The 20,302-nt window shown below is 61.4% G+C and carries 18 protein-coding genes and 3 pseudogenes; 13 read left to right on the top strand and 8 right to left on the bottom strand.

The window, feature by feature from the left end; genetic code table 11:
* Positions 1-92 precede the first annotated feature (92 nt).
* From AL755_RS22260 to AL755_RS04175, 6 genes and pseudogenes are all read right to left on the bottom strand, one after another.
* Positions 93-350: a ParB family protein gene (locus tag AL755_RS22260; RefSeq protein WP_082368896.1), complete on the bottom strand. Its 258-nt coding sequence runs from the start codon at positions 348-350 to the stop codon at positions 93-95.
* On the bottom strand, positions 340-762 hold the full coding sequence (locus tag AL755_RS04195; protein WP_054009924.1) for a hypothetical protein: 423 nt from the start codon (positions 760-762) through the stop codon (positions 340-342). Before AL755_RS04195 ends, AL755_RS22260 begins: the two co-directional genes overlap by 11 nt.
* Before the next feature lie 83 nt (positions 763-845).
* Positions 846-1,381: pseudogene (locus AL755_RS23905) on the bottom strand (single-stranded DNA-binding protein).
* A 23-nt stretch (positions 1,382-1,404) separates the two neighbouring features.
* Positions 1,405-1,746: a hypothetical protein gene (locus tag AL755_RS04185; RefSeq protein WP_150117029.1), complete on the bottom strand. Its 342-nt coding sequence runs from the start codon at positions 1,744-1,746 to the stop codon at positions 1,405-1,407.
* A 13-nt stretch (positions 1,747-1,759) separates the two neighbouring features.
* A complete protein-coding gene (locus AL755_RS04180; RefSeq protein WP_054009922.1) occupies positions 1,760-2,017 on the bottom strand; it encodes a glutaredoxin family protein in 258 nt (85 codons plus the stop codon).
* Between the two features lie 652 nt (positions 2,018-2,669).
* The gene (locus AL755_RS04175; RefSeq protein WP_150117028.1) at positions 2,670-3,158 is read right to left on the bottom strand and encodes a hypothetical protein; all 489 of its coding nucleotides are present in this window, start codon (positions 3,156-3,158) and stop codon (positions 2,670-2,672) included.
* Between the two features lie 664 nt (positions 3,159-3,822).
* On the opposite strand from AL755_RS04175, the pseudogene AL755_RS04165 reads away from it, so the two are divergent.
* A pseudogene (locus AL755_RS04165) lies at positions 3,823-4,968 on the top strand (IS3 family transposase).
* Between the two features lie 56 nt (positions 4,969-5,024).
* Positions 5,025-5,324 carry a nuclear transport factor 2 family protein gene (locus tag AL755_RS24505; RefSeq protein ID WP_082368895.1) on the top strand — a complete coding sequence of 100 codons (300 nt, stop codon included), beginning with the start codon at positions 5,025-5,027 and terminating at the stop codon, positions 5,322-5,324.
* Positions 5,325-5,617: 293 nt separating this feature from the next.
* Here the strand turns inward: AL755_RS24505 and AL755_RS04155 are convergent, their stop codons facing one another.
* Complete coding sequence (locus AL755_RS04155) at positions 5,618-7,003, bottom strand: MFS transporter (RefSeq protein ID WP_202813540.1); 1,386 nt, start codon at positions 7,001-7,003, stop codon at positions 5,618-5,620.
* Between the two features lie 94 nt (positions 7,004-7,097).
* Here AL755_RS04155 and AL755_RS04150 point away from each other — a divergent pair, with 94 nt between their 5' ends.
* The 11 genes and pseudogenes from AL755_RS04150 to AL755_RS23890 form a co-directional block, all read left to right on the top strand.
* On the top strand, positions 7,098-7,592 hold the full coding sequence (locus tag AL755_RS04150) for a winged helix-turn-helix transcriptional regulator (protein WP_054009918.1): 495 nt from the start codon (positions 7,098-7,100) through the stop codon (positions 7,590-7,592).
* A gap of 49 nt (positions 7,593-7,641) precedes the next feature.
* Positions 7,642-8,265: a TetR/AcrR family transcriptional regulator gene (locus AL755_RS04145; protein WP_054009917.1), complete on the top strand. Its 624-nt coding sequence runs from the start codon at positions 7,642-7,644 to the stop codon at positions 8,263-8,265.
* A 292-nt stretch (positions 8,266-8,557) separates the two neighbouring features.
* Positions 8,558-9,775 carry a glycoside hydrolase family 1 protein gene (locus AL755_RS04140; protein ID WP_054009916.1) on the top strand — a complete coding sequence of 406 codons (1,218 nt, stop codon included), beginning with the start codon at positions 8,558-8,560 and terminating at the stop codon, positions 9,773-9,775.
* A gap of 31 nt (positions 9,776-9,806) precedes the next feature.
* Complete coding sequence (locus AL755_RS04135; protein WP_054009915.1) at positions 9,807-11,099, top strand: MFS transporter; 1,293 nt, start codon at positions 9,807-9,809, stop codon at positions 11,097-11,099.
* Between the two features lie 63 nt (positions 11,100-11,162).
* The gene (locus AL755_RS04130; protein ID WP_054009914.1) at positions 11,163-13,418 is read left to right on the top strand and encodes a glycoside hydrolase family 3 C-terminal domain-containing protein; all 2,256 of its coding nucleotides are present in this window, start codon (positions 11,163-11,165) and stop codon (positions 13,416-13,418) included.
* 215 nt (positions 13,419-13,633) lie between these two features.
* A complete protein-coding gene (locus tag AL755_RS04125; RefSeq protein WP_054009913.1) occupies positions 13,634-14,221 on the top strand; it encodes a PadR family transcriptional regulator in 588 nt (195 codons plus the stop codon).
* 67 nt (positions 14,222-14,288) lie between these two features.
* Entirely contained in the window at positions 14,289-16,052 is a 1,764-nt protein-coding gene (locus tag AL755_RS04120) for a sulfatase (RefSeq protein WP_054009912.1), read from the top strand.
* A 49-nt stretch (positions 16,053-16,101) separates the two neighbouring features.
* Positions 16,102-17,448 carry an MFS transporter gene (locus AL755_RS04115; RefSeq protein ID WP_054009911.1) on the top strand — a complete coding sequence of 449 codons (1,347 nt, stop codon included), beginning with the start codon at positions 16,102-16,104 and terminating at the stop codon, positions 17,446-17,448.
* A gap of 627 nt (positions 17,449-18,075) precedes the next feature.
* Positions 18,076-18,327, top strand: a complete 252-nt coding sequence (locus tag AL755_RS04110; RefSeq protein ID WP_150117027.1) for a hypothetical protein — start codon at positions 18,076-18,078, stop codon at positions 18,325-18,327.
* Between the two features lie 82 nt (positions 18,328-18,409).
* A complete protein-coding gene (locus tag AL755_RS24500) occupies positions 18,410-18,853 on the top strand; it encodes a helix-turn-helix domain-containing protein (protein ID WP_082368893.1) in 444 nt (147 codons plus the stop codon).
* 393 nt (positions 18,854-19,246) lie between these two features.
* Positions 19,247-19,411, top strand: a pseudogene (locus AL755_RS23890) (IS30 family transposase); the annotation flags it as partial.
* A gap of 185 nt (positions 19,412-19,596) precedes the next feature.
* Here the strand turns inward: AL755_RS23890 and AL755_RS04105 are convergent.
* Positions 19,597-20,232: a TetR/AcrR family transcriptional regulator gene (locus AL755_RS04105; protein ID WP_054009909.1), complete on the bottom strand. Its 636-nt coding sequence runs from the start codon at positions 20,230-20,232 to the stop codon at positions 19,597-19,599.
* Between the last annotated feature and the right edge of the window lie 70 nt (positions 20,233-20,302).

Genomic DNA, 20,302 nt, shown 5'->3' with positions numbered 1-20,302 from the left:
AGATCTGCTAGGGTTGGCGAATTTGCGCTGTGGCAAGTAGCTGGAACCCACGGTTCCTGCTGCCAAAGCTACGCGAAAAATCGGGAAAGTCTCTATTTCCCACTTCCCCGGGTTTCTTCTTTGGTGCGCATGCCTGGCCGGATGACTCCGGCCGGGATCCCCGGCCAGGGCTTACCGCCGTTGTGTTTGCGTTGTAGCCGGCGAAACTCCCGATTCACCGCCGCTGTCAGGAGATCGTTGACGGAGGCATAGCCTTCCTGGGCTCCCACAGCTTGTTGCACGGCACGTACCTGATCCGCGGTTTCGACGGGCAGGGACAGGCTAAAACTCGGGGACCGTTTAGCCTTCATTGGGCCACGGGTACAGCGAGGACAAACGCCTAATGGAGTCCGTGCCGTCTGTGTTGGTGATGAGATCGGAGTGTTCGTGGCTGCCGCCGGCGTGGGCCACCGCTGCCAACACCAGGTCAAGTACCGGCCGATCAAGGCCAGGAAGGACGTCACCGAGCACCAGATCGAAATCCACTTCAGCGATAGACGCGGCTAGGAGCAGCAACCGCCGTTCCCCTCCGGAGAGTCCACCCAGGCGGTCTGGGATCTGCTCGAAATTGATCCACGCATTCTCGGTGTCTTTTTCTTTCTTGACCCAGGGTTTCCCAAGGCTCGCGAAGCGTCCCCCAAAAGCCCTGATCAAAAGTTCGGTCGCGGCTTCGGTGGTGTATGCATCTTTGGCCCAGGCCCGGAGTTCATCGTTATGGATCATGGCTTCATCCTCACAGTTCGGTCTTACGCAGAAAATAGGGGTGTCGGGGCCAGACTATGGCCTGGCCCCGACATGAGCGGAGTTTAGAACGGGGGCTCGTCGGAGGTCGGCCCACTCCCCCACCCGCCATCGCCCTGGCCGCTGGGAACGGCCCACGGGTCGTTCGCCGGGGGGGAAGGATGATGCCGCCTGGCCCGGTCGTGACTGGCCGTTTCCGGCCGGGTTGCCCTGGTTTGCCGGTGTGGCGCCGCCGGTGCCCTGACCGCTGCTGCGTTGGGGGCGGTTGATCTTGGCGTTCGCCTAGCGCAGCGAGGGCCCGATCTCATCGACCTCCAACTCCATGACGGTGCGCTTTTCGCCTTCCTTCGTGTCGTAGGTCCGGGACTTAAGCCGGCCGCTGACAATGACGCGGGTTCCCTTCGTGAGGGACTCGGCCACGTTCTCAGCCGCTTCACGCCAGATAGAGGCTCGGAGGAACAGGGTTTCCCCGTCCTTCCACTCGTTACTCTGGCGGTCAAAGGTCCGCGGCGTCGATGCGACGGTGAAGTTCGCTACCGCTGACCCGGATGTCGCAACTGTCGTGGGTTCCGATCACGGCGATGGTAGTTTCGCCTGCCATGATCGTGCTCCTTTTCTATTGTCTTACTTGCTGGTGACGGTACAGACGGTCTCGATTGAGGTCTGCATTCGGGTTTCAGAGGCCGGACCTTCAGGGTCGGACTGATCAACCGCTGAACCGAGGTCGACCAGGGCCTTGCGCAACGCAGCCGCAATACCGGCGACGTCCTCGAGTTCGGGGAAGCTCGTGCGAATTAAACTCTCTGCGTAGTCACTGATCCCGGTGAGCCCGAGCATGTGGGCGAAATCCCGGCCCCGGGCGAGCTGAGTGCGGTGGCAGTGGGCCTCGTAGTCCAGCTCGCCGTCCTCGTCATAGAGGGGAAGATCGTAGGCAACCTCGTCTAAGTAGGTCTTCAGTGCGCTCATGGCGTCCACTCCCCTAGGCTGCTTGCTCGATGGTGATGATTTTCTTGATCTCCGGCGGGTTCAGACCCGACCAGTGATTGACAGTGCCCTCACGTTCGTAGACGACGACCGGGGCCTGGGAATAGCCGCGTTTTTCGGAGACGTACTCCAGGGCGGCAGCGTTGGTGGTGATGTCTACCAAGACGTTTTCGATGCCGGCAGCGTTAAAGAGTTCCCTGGTCTTGGTGTAACCAAAGCCACCTGCGGGCTTCGAGTAGATGGTGACAGCCATAGGGATCAGCTCCTGCGTTACGTATGAATTCTGGTTATGTTCGGCTGTTGCTATACCCCGATTCTATCAATTATTCCTATGGATAATAAAGCGCTTTGTTTCTACAATTCGCGAAATTCTGCAACAATGTGCGCCTGTTTTGGATGCCGTTTCTGGGGTACGCGGCGCCCGGCGGGTGTGGCGTCAGAACGGATAGCACCTCAGCGTGAATCCCTTCAGGCGCTTGAAAACACCTTTCGTCCACAAGGTTCCTGTGCCTGACCGAGGTGGCTGCGCCTTGCCGTCCATGCCGTCACTGCTGAAAAGAACACGACCACGACGGCGGGGACCGTCTCAGTTCCTTAGAACTGAGACGGTCCCCGCCGGCACTCCCCCTCCCTCACGAATGAAACATGACGGCAGTGACTGCTAACCTCGTTTGGCAGTTGAATTCCAGCTTCGATTGGGAACCATGGCAGTTCCGTAGGTGGAACCTTCACCGGATAGGCCTCCGACAAGTCCCGCCTTGCTCCAGGTCGGGTAGTATCAGTGCGCTCTGTTCTGCCGGATGGTCTACAAGCGGGTGGCTTGCGAAAAAGTGAAATATCCGACGCTAAGGATTTGCCGAACGACGAAGCGGCCTGGACTTGCCGGGTTTGACGTCGAGGCGGGCCTACTTCTCCGCCATTTCGATGTTTTCCATCACGGTTTTCAACTCAGGAGAATAGGCGTAAGTGGATTCGCCGTCGACCGTAACCCACCACTTGCCGCAGAGCGAACTGGCTTTCTGCTCAGTCCCGGCGGGCCACCAGTCAGCCTTCAGCGTTGCTACGCCTGTGCTGTAGTCAACGGCCTTGAAATGACTCTCAGCATCGTCAGCCGGGGCGGGCTTTTGGCCGATCGGGATCGCTTTGCAGCTACTGGGAAGCGTGACGTTTTTCATCACGATGATTCGCTCCGAACCGGTGGTGCGGAGCACTTCTTTGATGTCAGCGGCCTGTTCTGGAATCCAGCTGGGCAGCACCCCGGCGCCATCCTTAGCGGTGGCAAAAGTCTTAGTTTCTAGTTTGTTGTTTTCATTGCCATTGACACCAGTGTTGCAGGCGCTCAATAGGAAAGCGGCACCGACTGCCAAAGCGAATACTGTTGCGGTTCGTTTCATACCTCCAGCGTATTTCTCCCAAGCCGGGTGGGCATCGGAGGGCGGGATGAATCAATCTCCTGCCCAGGGTGGACAGTCTGGCTCAAGAGGCGAGATGAGTCATCCTGGGGTAGGGGAGTTCGTCGAATAACCGAAGCTAGAAGCTTCAATGAATCCGGTAACGATCGTTGGTGAGACACTTCAATCCCGTGTGATGGAAGTGTCTCACCAACGATCGTTTACAAGACGCCTAGATAGGCCAGGGCCCGACAATGCTGGAGCATTGCTCCTGAGCCCCCCGTTACGGACTCCTACCTCTCGTTCGGTGTATTCCTGGTCGAAGATCTAGCGCGCCGCCAACGTCTGTAGTCATGTTGTAGGAGACGACCAGCCAAAGCGTAGAGTCGCGCATTGCGACGGCGTTGTTCAACGCGTTGATGGACCCGACCTCCCTAGCGTCGGATATTTCACTTTTTCACGTTGTGGCCTATCCATGGCTTCGCGACGGAGGACACCATGGAGTAACACAAGCGTCCACGCCGAACTATCCCAGGAGGCTCCATGATGTCCGAGAACCAGAAAACGGTCGAGAAGTACATCGACGGATTCAACAAGTCGGGACTGCCCCGGCTTTGCTTGACTTCTGACTTGTGAGGATCCGTTCCTTGCAGCAAGGATGTTGATTATGCCCAAGCCTTTCCCCGCCGAGTTCCGCCGTGATGTTGTTGCCGTGGCTCGCAAGCACGAAGCACCCATCGCTCAGATCGCCAAGGACTTCGGAATCTCCGAAGCGACCTTGCATGTCTGGCTCAAGAAAGCCGATATCGAGGATGGCACCCGTCCCGGCGTGACGGAGAAGGAAGCCGCCGAACTACGGGATGCCAGAAAGCGGATCCGTCTGCTGGAACAAGAAAACGAGATCCTGCGTCGGGCCGCAGCGTTCTTCGCCCGCGAGTTGCCCCCAAAATGAGCTACCCGCTGGTCCTTGACCTTGCCGCTGACGGGGTCCCCATCGCGGTGGCCTGCCGGGTGCTCGGTTTCTCCAAGCAAACCTTCTACACCTGGAAGGCAGCTCCGGTGACAGACCGGGATTGGGCTGATGCTCACCTGATCAACGCCGCGCTAGACGTGCACCGGGACGACCCAGCGTTCGGGTACAGGTTCATCGCCGACGAGCTCAAGGACCAGGGACTGGTCGCGAGTGAGAACCGGGTCCTGCGGCTATGCAGCAGCCAGAGGATCTGGTCTGTGTTCGCCAAGAAACGCGGCCTGACGCGCAAAGCGGGGCCGCCCGTCCATGACGACCTCGTCAAGCGGGACTTCACCGCGACAGCACTCAACCTGCTCTGGTTGACGGATATCACCGAGCATCGCACCGACGAGGGCAAGCTGTACCTGTGCGCGATCAAGGACGTCCACTCCAATCGGATCGTCGGTTACTCGATCGATTCACGCATGAAGGCTTCCCTGGCCGTGGCCGCGCTGCGCAACGCCGTGTCGCTAAGGTCCCCTCTGGGGACGGTGGTGCATTCGGACCGGGGCTATCAAGCCGTATTCAACAGCTTCGTTCGGACCCTGAAGAGCAATGGGCTGACCGGCTCGATGGGCAGGGTGGGTGCGTGCGCTGACAATGCCGCAATGGCGTCATTCTTCGCGCTGCTGCAGAAGAACGTGTTGGACCGGCAGCGCTGGTCCAACACGGCAGGAGCTGCGGCTGGCGATCGTGACTTGGATCGAGAAAACTTACCACCGGAAACGCCGACAACGACGACTTGGCCGGCTAATCCCGATCGATTTTGAGACAATGAATACCGGCCTCAAAGCCGCCTAGAAGCACTAAACTCGAAGAGTCAACGACCCGGGGCAGTCCCGTCCGACCACGCCCAGATCCTGTCCTGCCTGACCGACGACGTCGAGTGGACCGTCTACGGCGCCTACCGCCTGACCGGTAAGGAGGCCTACGACAACGAGATCGAGAATCCTGCCTTCATGGGCAGCCCCACGCTCACCATCACCCGGATGGTCGAGGCGAACGACGTCGTGATGGCCGAGCTGACAGGGGAGGTCCGGCGCGCGAGCGGGAACCCCACGCGGATGGCTGTGGCGGAAGTGTTCGTCATGCGCGAGGCCCTTATCGCTGAGCGGCATGCCTACGTCATCGAGATAAAACGCAACGATTACAGGTGACTGCGCCCTCTCCGAGCGCGACCGGAGTCCTGGCATGAAGCAGACGGCAGAATCGACCATGGCCTCCTCAGCCTCAGCCTGGACGGATTCGCTGGGTCTCCGGCGGCCGCCCGTCCGGACGCGCCAATCACCTTAAAGGCCTAGTACTCCTGAAGGTGTCTTCAGGGGCATTCCCTCTTGGTAGCCGGTTCGCGTTTCTCGACTTTCTTCGCTCCTTTTCCGCCACGGCCCAGGCAATCGGGCGCTGGCTGTCAACGGCACAAGCTCCTGAGGAATCGCGGCCGGGTCGGACGTTAGAGGGGCGATACGGATTCGATCTCTCCATCTTCCGCCGATGTGACCGGATCGTTGAACTGCTCCCGGATAAGTAGTGCGGACAGGATGCCGACAAGGCCCGAGCTAGCCAAGACAATCCACGCGAAGCGGTAGCTGGACGCGGTGGTTCCGGCTCCGACAATCGCGATCAGGGCAGCGACGCCGAGTGCGCTGCCGATCTGCCGGGCGGTATTGAGCACTCCGGTGCCGGCGGCGTAGGAATCCGGCTGCAGGCCGCTGACTCCCCCGGCGAGAAATCCGGTTTGTGCTATGCCGGCACCGGCTCCGGTCAGTGCGAGACCGGCGAACATCACGGGAATGGAGTTATGCCCGTCGTTGAGGAGGAAGTACCACAGCGTCCCGCCGAGGACGAAAAGCACACTGCCCAGCCCTGCCAGCCAGCGCGGCGCCCGGCGCGTCCTGCCGGCGATCAGCGCGGCCACGACTGCGGTTCCGGGCCCCACGGAAAAGCCAAGCCCGGCGATGACTGGGCTCCATGCCCAGACATTGGTGAGGAACAGGCTTCCGCCGAGTAGCATGACCGCGAATCCGATATAGAAGCCGGCCATGCCCACGGCGGCGACGGAGAACGACGTCGTTCGAAATACCCGTAGATCGACGGCGGGCGAGGCGTGGTTCAGGCACCGCCGGACGAACCAGACGATTGTCCCGATACTCACGGTAACCGTTCCCCACAGCCCCGGACTGGCGAAGCCCCAGTTGCTGACGTAGGACAACGCCGTAACTAAAGCTCCAATCGCGACGGCGAGCAGGGCTACCCCGAAAAGATCGGGCGTCCTCGTCTCTTGCCGCGGTTCCTCTTTTAGGAAGGTGGTGAGGAGCAGCGCAAGGATCGCGATGGGCACATTGATGACAAAAATCCATCGCCAGTCATACTCGGACAGCAGTCCGCCAAGCACTGGCCCACCTGCCGCGGCCACGGAGCCGCTGGCGCTCCAGATTGACACCATTTTCTTGTGCTGCGGCCGCTGGTACTGTCCCAACAGCAGCGCGAGGCTCGTGGGCACGATCAGGGCAGCACCTCCGCCTTGGATTCCCCGGGCACCGATTAGAACGGCAACGCCAGGGGCCAACGCAGCCAGGAGCGACCCGGCGCCGAACAACACCAGCCCGAGGCGGAACAGTCGAAGACGCCCGAAGCGATCCGCGAGGCGGCCTGAGGGAACGAGCAGCGCTGCGAACGCGATCCCATAGGCATTCAGAATCCACGACATTGTCTGTGGTGTGGCGACTGGGAAGCTCTCACTGATCGAGGCGAATGCAAGGTTGACGACGAAGAGGTCCAGTGAGGCTAGAACGCTGGCGAGCAGAGCTGCCGCCAACAAGTAGTTACGTCCGGGCACCCAAAGTCGACTTGCTTGAGAAAAGCTATTCACAGGGCAACAGTACGGTTATAGACTTGCTTTAAGCAAGCTATTTAGTGAGGAAGAGATTTTTATGGTCCTGCGTTCTGATTGGTCGGAGAGGCCTTGTCCGATCGCCCGAGGCATCAATGCTGTCGGTGATCCTTGGGTGCTGCTGATCTTGCGTGAACTTGTCGCGGGAGTGTACCGCTTTGATCAGATCCGCGAACAGATCGGTGCCGCTGAAAACATTCTGGCGAAACGCTTGAAGCACATGGTCGAGGAAGGACTGGCGGTGCGCGCGCCCTACCAGGACGGCAGTCAGCGCCGATTCGAATACTTCCCCACCCAGGCCGGCGCCGACGCGTTACCAATCTTGCACGCGTACTCGCTCTGGGCGGAAAAGCACACTCCGAGCGAGAGCCATGGGAGCCGTCTCGGCATCATTTGCCGCGGCTGTGGGCAGGAAAGCTCCACCGGGGAATCCTGTAGCAATTGCGGCGTGGGGCTGACAACGAAGACCGTTTCATGGATTCGGCCCACCGATGAGGACCACTCACCCCGGCCACTCACCGATTTGGTGGTCTGACACCGCAGGAGTGCGCGGTGGACAGGGAGCGGCGGCTACGATCGAAGCTATGGTCAAGAGAGGTCCGTACGCCAAGGGTGTTGCAACGAAGGAAGATCTACTGGATGCCGCCCTGGAGGTCGTGGGTCGCGTCGGCTACGGTCGCAGTTCGGTGCGGGAGATTGCCGACGAAGTTGGCATCACGCACGCGGGGTTGATGCATCACTTCGGCTCCAAGGACGTCCTGTTTCGGGAGGTTCTGAGGAAGCGGGACGAGGTCTCCCGTGCCCGGGCGGTGCAAGCGGGAATCGAGCTCGGCACACCCGAACAATTGACAACTACCATCCGTGCCAACGCCGATGTTCCCGGCCTGGTGCAACTCTACGTTCGGCTCTCCGGCGAAGCGAGCGAGGATGGCCATGCGGCCCATGAGTTCTTCGCCGAGCGGTATCGCGAGCTGAGACAGCTTGCCGCCGATCGCGTCCGTACTTTTCAAGCCGAAGGTAAGCTGCCGACCACGTTGGACGCCGAACGAATCGCCACACTGATTCTCGCTGCCGCCGATGGGCTCCAACTGCAGTGGCTCTACGAACGCGACCTGGATATGCCGGGCCATATCGATTACATGCTGGAAGCCATGGGTCTCGCGCAAACGTCCACCGCAGACACACCCACGAACTCGGACGGCCTCTAGCAACACCCTCCATCCCCCTGCTCCCGGCCCCTGTCGGACCGAATCGGGAGCGCCCTCTGGCGCGCCATCAACCAGCTCAAGAGACGCACATTTTGAATACATCAAATACTTCCCAGCTACCCCTTGTCATCGAATACTTACCATTGTAAGGTTTTCAATATTCGCTCTCCTCGTCCGAAGAGGCACCGATCTGGCGCCAGCGAAGGTGCCAGCGAAGGTGCCAGCATTCGAGGTGGCGGCACACCAGAGCCGCGTGCCATGGCCAGTCCCACCCAACAATTGAAGGAGCAGTATGTCTCCCACCTTCCATCTTCCCGACGACTTTCTCTGGGGTGCCTCAACCGCGGCCCACCAGATCGAGGGCATGAATGTCAACAGTGACTTCTGGGCCCACGAGCACAGCGGCCTACTCCAGGAACGATTTACAGACATGAGTGGTGACGCCTGCGACAGCTACCATCGCTGGCGTGAAGACATGGACCTGTTGGCGGGGTTTGGCTTTACCGACTACAGGTTCAGCATCGAATGGGCGCGCATCGAACCAGCACCCGGCGAGTTCTCCAACGCCGAGATCGCCCACTACCGTCGCATGGTGGAGGGAGCCATTGAACGAGGGCTTCGCCCAATGCTGACGCTTCATCACTTCACCGTTCCCCGGTGGTTCGATGAGCAGGGCGGATGGGAATCCGAGAATGCAGTTGGTCTCTTTGGGCGCTTCGTCGAGGCGGCAGCCCCCATTTTCGCCAGCAACGTTGACCGCATTTGCACCATCAACGAACCCAACATGGTGGCGAGGTTTGCCGCGGTCCGCAAGGCGGTCTTGGCGGGCAACGATTGGGAAAATTCCGGAACCGGCGGATACGACGAGCCCACCACCGTGGCCTTGATCAAGGCCCACCGTCGAGCCGTTGAAGTAATCAGGAGCCTCACGCCCCACATCCAGGTCGGGTGGTCGGTCGCCATCGCCAACTACCACGCAGTCGATGGCGCGGACATGAAAGCGGCAGAATTAGCATCCCGCACTCGGGATATTTTCGTCCTCGCCGCCGCCGGTGACCAGTGGATTGGCGTGCAAGCCTACACCCGTGCGTTTGTCGGGCCCGAGGGGCAACTGCCGGTTCCCGAAGGCGCACAAAAGACACTCACCGGCTGGGAGTACTACCCTCCGGCCCTCGGAGAATCCATTCGCACCGTTGCCCGCCTCGTGCCGGGAACACCCATCATCGTGACCGAAAACGGCATCGCCGAAAGCGACGACACCCGCAGAATCGCCTACACATCAGGTGCTCTCCAGGGGTTGCGCGATGCGTTGGCCGACGGCGTCGACATCCGCGGCTACTACCACTGGAGCGCCCTGGACAACTACGAGTGGGGAAGCTATCTCCCGACCTTCGGACTAATTGCCGTCGACAGGAAAACCTTCGAGCGGAAGCCAAAACCATCCGCGGCATGGCTCGGCGCCGCCGGCCAGTCCCGGTCCCTTGACCTGTCCAGCGAAAACGCCAACTGACTTTCACTTCCCACTAAGCAAGGAACAGCTCATGACATCGTCGTCAGGCAATTCCAACAACGCAACCTCACTCTCCACCGCTGAACCCCCACAGCCGGCAGCCCAGGAAGACGACGGAAGGAAGCGTCGCCGGCTCATCGCCACGATCGCTCCCGCCACCTCCGGCATCTCCCTCATCTGGGGTGCCGTCCCCTCGATTCTGCTGGCATTGCAGGTGCAGCAAGCCTTCGGGGACGATGCCAAGGTCGCGATTCTGGCCCTTGTCACGACAATCGGCGCGATTGCAGCGATGCTGGCCCAGCCGATCGCCGGAGCACTATCGGACCGTACACGGAGCCGTTTCGGCAAGCGCGCACCATGGATCGTCGCCGGTTCCCTATGCGGCGGGATCGCGTTGATTGGCATGGCCTTCGCGAACAACCTCGCCTTCCTCATCGCGGCGTGGGTTATGGTGCAGATCGGCTACAACTTCGCCCAGGGTCCGTTGAGCGCGATCATGCCCGACAGGGTGCCGCGTTCGATCCGCGGCACGTTCGCAGCGGTTCTGGGACTGGGATCCATGTTCGGCTCCCTCGGCGGGCAGATCTTAGCGGCGTCGCTGTCAAGCAACATTCCCGCCGCCTACTTGCTTCTCGCTGGATTCGCCGTGATTGTGCTGACGCTCTTCGTGGTGCTCAACCCCGACCGTTCCAGCAAGGACGCCGCCGTCGAGCCGTTCGTCCTGCGGAAATTCGCACACACATTCTGGGTCAGCCCCATCAAGCACCCGGACTTCTTTTGGGCGTTCACGAGCAGGTTGCTGACCTACACCGGATACTTCGTGGTCGTAGGCTACAAGCTCTACATCCTCCAGGACTACTTGGGCCTGGGCCAGAAAGCGATCGGCCTCATCCCGGCACTGGGGCTCGTGTCGCTCGCCGGGCTCCTGGTGAGCACAGTTGCCGCCGGTCGACTGTCGGACCGAATAGGGCGCAGAAAACCGTTCGTCTTCGCATCGGGATCTATCGTCGCAGCCGCCTTGGTCATTCCGCTGGCACTTCCCAGCGTGACAGGGATGTTGCTCATGGCCGGTCTGGCGGGCTTCGGATTCGGCTGCTTCCAAGCAGTTGATGCTGCACTGATTTCTGAAGTCCTCCCTTCGGACCGCTCGTTCGCCAAAGACCTCGGCGTGGTCAACATTGCCGTGACCCTGCCACAAATCCTCGCCCCCGCCGTCGCAGGCGCCATCGTGCTGAGCTTTGGCTACGCACCGCTCTTCCCCATCGGCGCCACCATCGGCATCCTCGGAGCCCTGGCCGTCATCCCCATCAAATCAGTTAGATAGCATCCTTGATCCGGCTTCGGACACCCCTGAGCACCAGCACATCCAGCAGAAGGACACCCAGATATGACCAACGCCACTAAGACCGCCGAGCTGAGCCTGGACCAAAAGGCCGCCATGACCTCGGGTGCCGGGTGGTGGGACACCGTCGCCTACCCGGAGGCCGGAATCCAATCCGTTATTATGTCCGATGGGCCACACGGGGTCCGATTCCAGGAAGCCAATGCCGACCATCTGGGTCTCTCCAGCAGCGCCCCGGCCACCTGTTTCCCTCCCGCCGTCGCGCTCGGTTCAAGTTGGGACCGTGGCTTGGCCCGCCGCGTGGCCGTCGCTTTGGGCCGTGAGTCGCAGTTCTTTGGGGTCAACGTCCTCCTGGGTCCTGGTATCAACATCAAGCGCAGCCCGTTGTGCGGGCGCAACTTCGAATACTTCTCGGAGGACCCGCTGCTGAGCGGGGAACTCGGTGTGGCCTGGGTCAATGGCCTGCAGTCCCAAGGGGTCGGCGCGTCTTTAAAGCATTTCGCCGCGAACAACCAGGAAACGGACCGTCTGACCGTGAGCGCGGATATCGCCATGCGCCCGCTCCAAGAGATCTATTTGCGCGCCTTCCGCCGCGTTGTTTTGGAGGCAAAGCCGTGGACGGTGATGTGCTCCTACAACCGGGTCAACGGCGTGTACGCCTCCCAGAATCCCTGGCTGCTCACCGAGGTGCTGCGGGATGATTGGGGCTACGACGGCGTGGTGGTTTCGGATTGGGGCGCCGTGGTCGACAGGGTCAAGGGGCTGGCCGCCGGCATGGATCTGGAGATGCCTTCCTCTGCGGGCAATGGCCCCTCCCAGGTGGCCGCGGCCGTGCGCTCCGGCGCATTGGATGCAGCCGCTTTGGATCGCAGCGTGGCCCGGTTGGTCGGCCTTGCCTCGAAGAGCGGCACTGGTGCCCGCCCGGGAACCACCTTTGATGCAGCCGCCAACCATGCCCTGGCCCGCGAGGCCGCCATCCGCGGTGCGGTACTCCTGAAAAACGACGGAGCATTGCTGCCTCTGGATCCGGCCACGGGAGAGAAGATCGTCGTTCTTGGTGAGTTCGCGCGCACGCCGCGCTACCAAGGGGCGGGCAGCTCGAAGGTGGAACCCACGTACCTTGACAATGCGCTGGACGCGATTAGAGGGCTGGCTGGCAATGCCGGGGTTTCCTTCTCCCCGGGCTTCACCGTGGACGGCGCTCCAGAGTCCCTTTCAGATTCCGCATTGCGGGAGGAGGCGGTGGCACTCGCCGCAGCCGCCGACGTCGTCCTTCTCTTCCTCGGGCTTCCCGCAAGTTACGAATCGGAGGGTTTTGACCGGGACCACATCGACCTGCCGCAAGATCAGACGGAGCTGCTCGACGCCGTCGTCGCCGTCAACCCGAGAGTGGCCGTGGTGCTCGCGAACGGTGCCGTGGTGCGCGTGTCCGGTTGGGCGGAGAAGGTTCCAGCCATCCTGGAGGGCTGGCTGGGCGGACAGGCGGGTGGTTCGGCCACAGCGGATCTGCTCTTCGGAATCGCGAACCCCGCCGGCAGGCTGACCGAGACCATACCGCTGCGGCTCGAAGACTCCCCCGCATACCTGGACTTCCCGGGTGAGTCCGGACACGTCAATTATGGCGAAGGGCTGTTTGTCGGCTACCGGCACTACGACGCCCGCAAACTGGCGGTTTCCTTCCCGTTCGGGCATGGTCTGAGCTACACAAGTTTCGAGTACTCAGACTTGCGGATCGAGGCCGCCGACGGCGGTGCCCGGCTGACTGTTGCCGTACGCAACAGTGGCGGCCGCGCCGGCCATGAGGTGGTCCAGGCCTACATGCGGGCGCCCGGCTCCCGTGTGCAGCGGCCAGAACGCGAACTCAAGGGTTTCGCCACCATCGAATTGCAGCCCGGCGAAACAGGCGACGTGACCATCACCGTTCCACGGGATGACTTCGCCTTCTACGACACCACCGCGGCAACATGGCTGGTGGAGGAACTGGAATACGGCTTCCAAGTGGGCGCATCAAGCCGAGACCTTCGGCTGGGCGCGAGCATCCAAATCCACAGCGAGGCCTACATCGCCCCGGTGGATAAGGAATCCACCATCGGCCAATGGCTCAGCCATCCCGTCGGCGGCCCCGCCCTACTTCGCCTGATTGAACCAGTGCTTGCCACCTACCGCGCGGGAGCGCCGGAAGGATCGCCGCGAGACAAGATGCTCATGGGGACCCGCTTGGGCCAGCTCGCCCAATTCCCCGTGGTGCCAGTCACCGAGGAGGACCTGGATGCCTTGATGGAACTCGTTTCACGCGACTAAGAACAACACGCACGGCGGTGTGGCAACAATTGGGGGCGCCACACCGCCGCGGCTCGAGCGCGCGTCACGCCGCTTCCATCCGCCGTCGAGCGTTTCTTAATCATCTCGCAAAATTATTCCATTTGTGTCATAGATTATGCATTCCATTTGTGCCATAGTTGATCTATCGTGATCCGCATCACGTCAACAATTTGGACTGGCATCGGAGACAAGCAATGAAGCTCGAATACATCCTCCTTGGGGTGCTGCTGGAGCATCCCAGCACGGGTTACGACCTGAAAAAATTCCTCGACGTGCAGGGCCGGTTTCTACGCTCCAACACGCAAATGAGTCAGGTTTACCGATCGCTGGGGTCGATGGAAAAGCAGGGTTGGGTCACCCATAGCGTTAATCCCAGGCCCGGTGCCCAAGATGCCAAGACCTACCGTGTCACCGACGAGGGTGCCACCATCTTCCTGGACTGGCTCACAGGCCCCTACCACCCGCCCACACGATTCCAGGACCCGGAGCTGGGCGTTCGCCTGAGCTTCACCGGCTTCATGAGCGCCGAGCAACTGCTTCGGCTTCTCGACGTGGAGATCCAGACACGACAGGCCGAAATTGGCAGGTACAGGCACCGCGACCGCCGGCACGACTGGGCGCCGACCATACCCTTCGACACCGAACTCTCCGAGGCCGTCAGTGACAGGCTGCATATCGCCGGGGCCAATGCCATGGATCACCATGTCGCCACCCTGACCGATCTCCGCAAGGACCTTTTGGACGGCCATCTGTCCTCTCGCTCCCTTACAGCGGTTCCCTAAGTCTTCCTCACTCCGGGTACCCACGATCACTCCTGCGCACCATCAACCACCATCGGAAAGGATCACGATGAGGGCCATCATCCTCATGTTTGACAGTCTGAACAGGCACATGCTGTCCCCGTACACGGACACCATAGTCCAGGCACCGAACTTTGCCCGCCTTGCCGCCAAGTCGGTGACCTTCGAGAACTTCTATGCCGGGTCCATGCCGTGCATGCCGGCCCGGCGCGAAATGCACACCGGACGCTACAACTTCCTGCACCGCAGCTGGGGACCCCTGGAACCATTCGACGACTCGATGCCGGAAATGCTCGGCCAGGCTGGCGTCCACACGCACCTGGTTTCCGACCACCCGCACTATTGGGAGGACGGCGGGGCCACCTACCATCCGCGCTACACCACGTGGGAGTTTTTCCGCGGCCAGGAGGGCGACCCATGGAAGGGGGTCGTGGATTCGACGCCGGGAGCCCACAGGGGGCGTCCCGGGATGAAGCGCCAGGACGTCATCAACCGCAGCTACATGCCCACCGAGGCCGAGCACTCACAGACATTGACCGTCGACGCCGGGCTTCACTTCGTCGACACCAACCAGGCAGCCGATGAGTGGATGCTGCAGATCGAACTTTTCGATCCGCACGAGCCCTTCTTCACCCACGACGCGTTCAAGGCCATGTATCCACACGACTACGACGGTCCGGAATTCGATTGGCCCGGGTACCAAAAGGTCACTGAACCGGCTGACCAGGTGGAGCACGCTCGCTTGGAATACGCGGCGCTGGTTTCCATGTGCGACAAATCACTAGGCCGAGTCTTGGATGTCATGGACAAATACGACATGTGGAAGGACACGCTGCTGCTGGTCAACACCGACCACGGCTTCCTGCTCGGGGAGCACGGTTGGTGGGCCAAGTCGGTCCAGCCGTGGTTCAACGAACTGGTGCACCTGCCCATGTTCCTTTGGGATCCCCGCACCGGCGGGAAGGACGATCGACGCGGCGCCCTGGCCCAGACCATCGACATCGCTCCGACCATGCTGCGGTACTTCGGCCTTGAGCCGACCCCGGACATGCAGGGCCAGGACCTTTCCACCGTCCTGGCGGACGACAGGGCCATCAGGGATGGGGCCCTGTTTGGCATCCACGGCGGCCACGTCAACGTCACTGACGGCCGCTACGTCTACATGCGGGCCGCAGCAGCCTCGGCCAATGCGCCGCTGGAGGACTACACCCTCATGCCCACCCACATGCGGTCCCGGTTCTCGGTGCCGGACCTTGCCGATTGGAAGGTGGGCGAACCCTTCACGTTCACCAAGGGGCTGTCCACCATGCGCGTACAGACATCCTCCATGTTGAGCTCCTGGAACCATGGAACCCTGCTGTTCGACCTCCATACGGACCCAGGACAGGACAATCCCCTCATCGACGACGACATCGAACTGCGGATGGTGGAACTGCTGGTTCAGCTCATGCATGACAGTGATGCGCCGCAAAGCCAATTCGTCAGGTTGGGGCTGCCATTTGACGCGGCCCCAGCCAGGGAGCATTTGCTGGCCAGGGAGCAGGGGGGGCGCGCCCGCGCTGCTCTGGAGCCATTGCCACCCCTGGCCGAGTTCCACGCGGACGGTGCCGCGCTGACCGTCCCGCTTCTCGCGCTGCTCCAGGACCAGAAGTCCCGCGCCGCCCTGGGGAAACACCTTCCGCACCTTGTCCGGACGGAACTGGTCAACATCCCGGCCCAGCTCAGCCTCTACGACCTGGCCAAGGTCAGCCCTCTCCCGTTGCCCGCACTGGTCAACCTGGCCGAAGATCTCGCCCCCATCGCCGCCCCCTAAGCAGCACCTCCAACCCTCCCATCCCTGCCAATGCAGACAGGACCCCCCGATGACAACCCCAACAACCCAACCCGGAACAGCCGAAGGCACGGCGCAGGCACGGCGCGTTCCCCACCGCTGGCGGAACCTGGCTACTCTCACCGGCGTGACAGTGGTCGACAACACCGAGGCCGGGCTCAGCGCCACCCTGTTCCCTACGATCGCCGCGGCCCTGAAACTGCAAAGCAGCCACCTTGGCCTACTCGCCGCCCTCGGCAAGCTCGTTGCAGTCCCGACCGGCCCCGCCTGGGCGTGGCTGGCAGGGCGCATCGGACGCCGCAACACCCTGATCATCACCACCCTCACCGGCGGCGCCTTCGGCATCGCTGCAGGCTTCTCCCAAAACTTCATCCAACTACTGATCTTCAACTCACTCATGTCGGCTGCCATCATTGGCGGAAGCCCAATCGCCAACTCCATCATCGCCGACTCGTTCGATGACTCCCAGCGTGGCAGGGCCGCCGGGTACTTCTACGGCTCCATGAGTCTGATCAGCTCCTTCATCGCCCCGCTCATCGCATTGTTCACCGGACTGTCCGACGGCTGGCGCTACGGAATGTGGACCATCGGGGCCATCTGTATTGCCGGTGGCCTCGCCGTGGCCCTGCTGCTCCGCGACCCCGGTATCGGCGCATCCGAAAGGCAACTCGCGGACCTTTCAGGTCGCGACCGTATCACCCCCAAGGTCAGTGCACGGGCAGTCATGTCGCTTTTCCGGATACGCTCTTTCTCCATCATGATGGTCTCCCGCCTGCTCTCCGGGCACCTACTGATCACCATCTTCGGCATTCAATTCCTGGTCACCGAACGTGGCTTTACGAATGCCGTCGCAGCCGTGGTCCTTGTGCCCTTTGGTCTTGGCTACTTTACGGGGACAGTCGGCGGTGGGTGGCTGGTGGCCCTTCTAGACCGTGTACTCCCCAGCAACGGGCGTGTTGCCTATCTCCAAGGAGCGCAAATACTCTTCGCCGCCGTGGCCTTCTTTGCTACCCAGTTCCACTACGACAGCATCGCGATCTACGGAGTCTTCTGGGCCCTCATGGGCTTCGCTCAGGGCGCGAACCCTCCTGCCAACCGACCCATTGTCGCGGCCGTTGTTCCTCCGGAACTGCGCAGTCAGGCCTTCGCCATTTTCATCACCGTTTTCGAAACCCTCGGGTGGGCGGCCTTCTCCCTCGGTGCCGGAACCCTTGCTGCCACCATCGGCATCCAGGCCGTATTCCTGTGGACCCTGGTCATCTTAATGCTCATCAACGCGGCAGTCCTCACCAGCTTGTACTTCTGCTACCCCCGCGACGTCGCCCGCGTCCGCGACACTCTCGAACAACGCCGCCAGGAAGCCCTCCAGGACGGCTGACCGCCCCAAAGGATCATTGCCCCTTCGCCTGCCCGTCAGGCCGGGCGGCTAAGCGAAACAGCCCGGCCGACAAGAACACAGAACCGGATCCGCCACCAGGAAAACGACAGACACCTCATGAGCACCTTTTACCCTGGACTCCTCCCGCTGAGCGTCGAGGAGAAGACTGCCTTGGCCAATGGCTCCAGCTGGCGGGACACTCTGGCCTACCCTGAGGCCAGAGTGTCCCGACTGTGGTGACGTCCGACAAACCCCTAGGCTCCGCTTCCAGACGGCAGATGCCGAACATCTGACCCGGGTCGCAGCATTGGGTCCCTACTCCTCGCCCCTGTACATTACCGTGATGTTCGGCGTCTCTGGACCTCCTCGGCACCAGAATCCCTTGTCCGAGCAGGACCAGGAAAGTCAAAAGCTGATCCTACTGTCGACACTCTCAAATCCACCGCAGGCAACTCGTTGACGACCAGCATTCAATCCGGTGCGGTGGGCGTGATCCCTGGCCATCGGGGACAAAGTTCTGGAAGAGCGAACCCTGTGGCCGATCGCTAGCACTCTGCGCACACTCAGAGGTCCACCTGCGCTGACTCCTGGCACGGTTCCGCAACGATCCCCCGGGTACAGGGCTTTGTGGAAAAGGAACTGGAATGCGTTTTCCGTGCCAAGGCCCGCGATGATGCCATCCATATGAAGTTGCTCACGCTTAACTCGGTTTTGGGCGGCAACCAGTCCGCCGTCGGGCCGGATGCTTTCCTCAGCCGGTCCACCCCCTTTTCCTGGCTTCACCGACGCGAAGATCTGCTTGGACTCGACCTCGAGGATCTTGACTCCGGCACTTCTTTGCTGGTGTCGCTGATGCTCAGTCAGTTGCGGAAGTCGTAGCGAGGTGGCATAGGCAGCGCCCTCTAGACTGCGCGGATTCAATCGGTCGTCGCACCACCCCCTTTGTTGTGAGGTGTTGTGCATGCATTCGAAAACGGAACGGATTGCTAAGGAAGCCCAGTTCTGGGTGCTGATGGCCCAGGGTTCGACGTTGATTGCGGCGTGCAACGCTGTAGGAGTGGATGGACGAACCGGGCGGCGTTGGCGGCAAGCAACTGGCGGGCGGATCCCGCGGAAGAAACCTGAACCTTCGGGCCGGTACCTGTCGTTGGAGGAGCGGCTGCTGATCGCTGGTCTGCACCTTGCTGGGGGCAGTGCACGGTCAATTGCGATGCAGCTGGACCGCTCCGCCTCGACGATCAGCAGGGAGCTACGCCGCAATGGATCCGCGAGGGTAGGCGGGGCCGTGGAACGTATGCACCACATGCGGCCCAGAAGCAAGCCGAGCTGCGCGGGTGCCGGCCCAAGGGCAGTAAGCTCGACGAGATGGAACTGGCCGACCTGGTGCAGGCCAAGCTATGCGTGAAGTGGAGTCCCCGGCAGATCAGTGATCACCTGTCCGTTTCGTTCCCGGACCGGGCCGAGATGCGAGTTTGTCCCGAAACGATCTACCAGGCGTTGTATGCGCAGGGGCGTGGACATTTGTTTCCTGACCTGCACCAACACCTCAGGACCGGCCGTGCCGTCAGGCGACCCAGACGATCCGCAGGTAATCGGCCTGGCAAGATCTCGGACATGGTCTTGATCAGCGAACGACCTACCGAGGTCGATGACCGGGCCGATGCCGATCCATCAGGGTGGACGAGTCGTTGGCAAAACACGTTGGAAATTCAACGGTCAGAAAACACCAGAGTCACACCAAGATAGATCAGCACCAACCTTGCCAGCGGGTACCAGACCTGCCAAGACCTATTAGAGAGAGAACATCACTGGACTCCTGCGCCAGTACTTTCCCAAGGGTACGGATTTGTCCGTGCATTCACCGAAGCGGCCGCTGGAAGTCGCCACCGAGCTCGACGCCCGGCCCCGCAAAATCCTAGGTGGCAGGACCCCCGCGCAAGCCATGGAACAGCTACTATCGGAACCAGAGAAACCCCTGGTGCGACGACCGATTGAATTCGCCCTGTCCCAACGGGTCAGGATGTGGGCCGACGTGCGAGGAGCAATCCCTCGGACGGTGGACTGCGTGGTGCCGCCTGGGCGTCATGGACTGGGATGAAATCAAGTCCGCTGCCGGCACTGACTGCCTGAAACATCCTATGGGGCAGTTCACTCCGCTCGCGCGTTTGTTGAACAGGGGTCGAGTGCGGGCAGTGGGCATGACACGAGCGACTCCGCGGCGCCGCAGACCGCAGCGAGGATGCGCACCCGGTCGACACTGCCGGTAAGGATCCCCATGACCAGCCCGTCTTCCATTCCCAGTAACAGGCGGGCAACATCAGATGTTGGCATTGTGATGTCAAAGTCACCGGCTTCGACACCCGCATCCAGGATGCCCTGATAGATAGAGATTTGCTTGTCGGTAAGGAAGCGTTCGATGGCGCTCATTTCGGGGTCGCGCAGGCTCGTGCTCCAGAACTCGTAAAGAATGGTGGAGAGGTCATTGTCCAGCCCTCCCGTAATGCCTGCCTGGATTGCGGCACTGAGCATTGCCGGCGCCGACGGAGCCTGTTTGTCGACCGCCGCGTCCAGCTGGGCAATGAATTCACCCGTAACCACCCTGACGACCTCGCGGACCAACGCGCTGAGGCCCTCGAAGTAGTAAAGAGCAGCATTGGGCTCCATCTGTGCTTCCGTGGCAATCGCCCGCAGCGTCGTTCCTGCCGATCCGTCGCGCGCGGCGACCAGTCTCGCTGCGTTGATCAGCCGTTCGCGTTGGAGGGCCTGAGTGTTCGGACGTGACATGGAACCATTCTGCCCCATCCATCCCCTTGGGTCTCGCGCTGACCCTTGACAACCACACTCCGAGTTGTTT

Source organism: Arthrobacter sp. ERGS1:01 (assembly GCF_001281315.1).
Classification (GTDB): domain Bacteria; phylum Actinomycetota; class Actinomycetes; order Actinomycetales; family Micrococcaceae; genus Specibacter.
The sequence above is the reverse complement of the archived record's forward strand: the minus strand, read 5'-3'. Positions and strand labels throughout refer to the sequence as shown.

Coding starts and splice junctions, on each gene's coding strand:
- AL755_RS04195 (WP_054009924.1), bottom strand. CDS start 762: ATGATCCATAACGATGAACTCCGGGCCTGGGCCAAAGATGCATACACC.
- AL755_RS04140 (WP_054009916.1), top strand. CDS start 8,558: ATGTCTCCCACCTTCCATCTTCCCGACGACTTTCTCTGGGGTGCCTCA.
- AL755_RS04150 (WP_054009918.1), top strand. CDS start 7,098: ATGGTCCTGCGTTCTGATTGGTCGGAGAGGCCTTGTCCGATCGCCCGA.
- AL755_RS04125 (WP_054009913.1), top strand. CDS start 13,634: ATGAAGCTCGAATACATCCTCCTTGGGGTGCTGCTGGAGCATCCCAGC.
- AL755_RS04135 (WP_054009915.1), top strand. CDS start 9,807: ATGACATCGTCGTCAGGCAATTCCAACAACGCAACCTCACTCTCCACC.
- AL755_RS04120 (WP_054009912.1), top strand. CDS start 14,289: ATGAGGGCCATCATCCTCATGTTTGACAGTCTGAACAGGCACATGCTG.
- AL755_RS04185 (WP_150117029.1), bottom strand. CDS start 1,746: ATGAGCGCACTGAAGACCTACTTAGACGAGGTTGCCTACGATCTTCCC.
- AL755_RS04115 (WP_054009911.1), top strand. CDS start 16,102: ATGACAACCCCAACAACCCAACCCGGAACAGCCGAAGGCACGGCGCAG.
- AL755_RS24500 (WP_082368893.1), top strand. CDS start 18,410: ATGCATTCGAAAACGGAACGGATTGCTAAGGAAGCCCAGTTCTGGGTG.
- AL755_RS04175 (WP_150117028.1), bottom strand. CDS start 3,158: ATGAAACGAACCGCAACAGTATTCGCTTTGGCAGTCGGTGCCGCTTTC.
- AL755_RS04145 (WP_054009917.1), top strand. CDS start 7,642: ATGGTCAAGAGAGGTCCGTACGCCAAGGGTGTTGCAACGAAGGAAGAT.
- AL755_RS04180 (WP_054009922.1), bottom strand. CDS start 2,017: ATGGCTGTCACCATCTACTCGAAGCCCGCAGGTGGCTTTGGTTACACC.
- AL755_RS22260 (WP_082368896.1), bottom strand. CDS start 350: ATGAAGGCTAAACGGTCCCCGAGTTTTAGCCTGTCCCTGCCCGTCGAA.
- AL755_RS04130 (WP_054009914.1), top strand. CDS start 11,163: ATGACCAACGCCACTAAGACCGCCGAGCTGAGCCTGGACCAAAAGGCC.
- AL755_RS04105 (WP_054009909.1), bottom strand. CDS start 20,232: ATGTCACGTCCGAACACTCAGGCCCTCCAACGCGAACGGCTGATCAAC.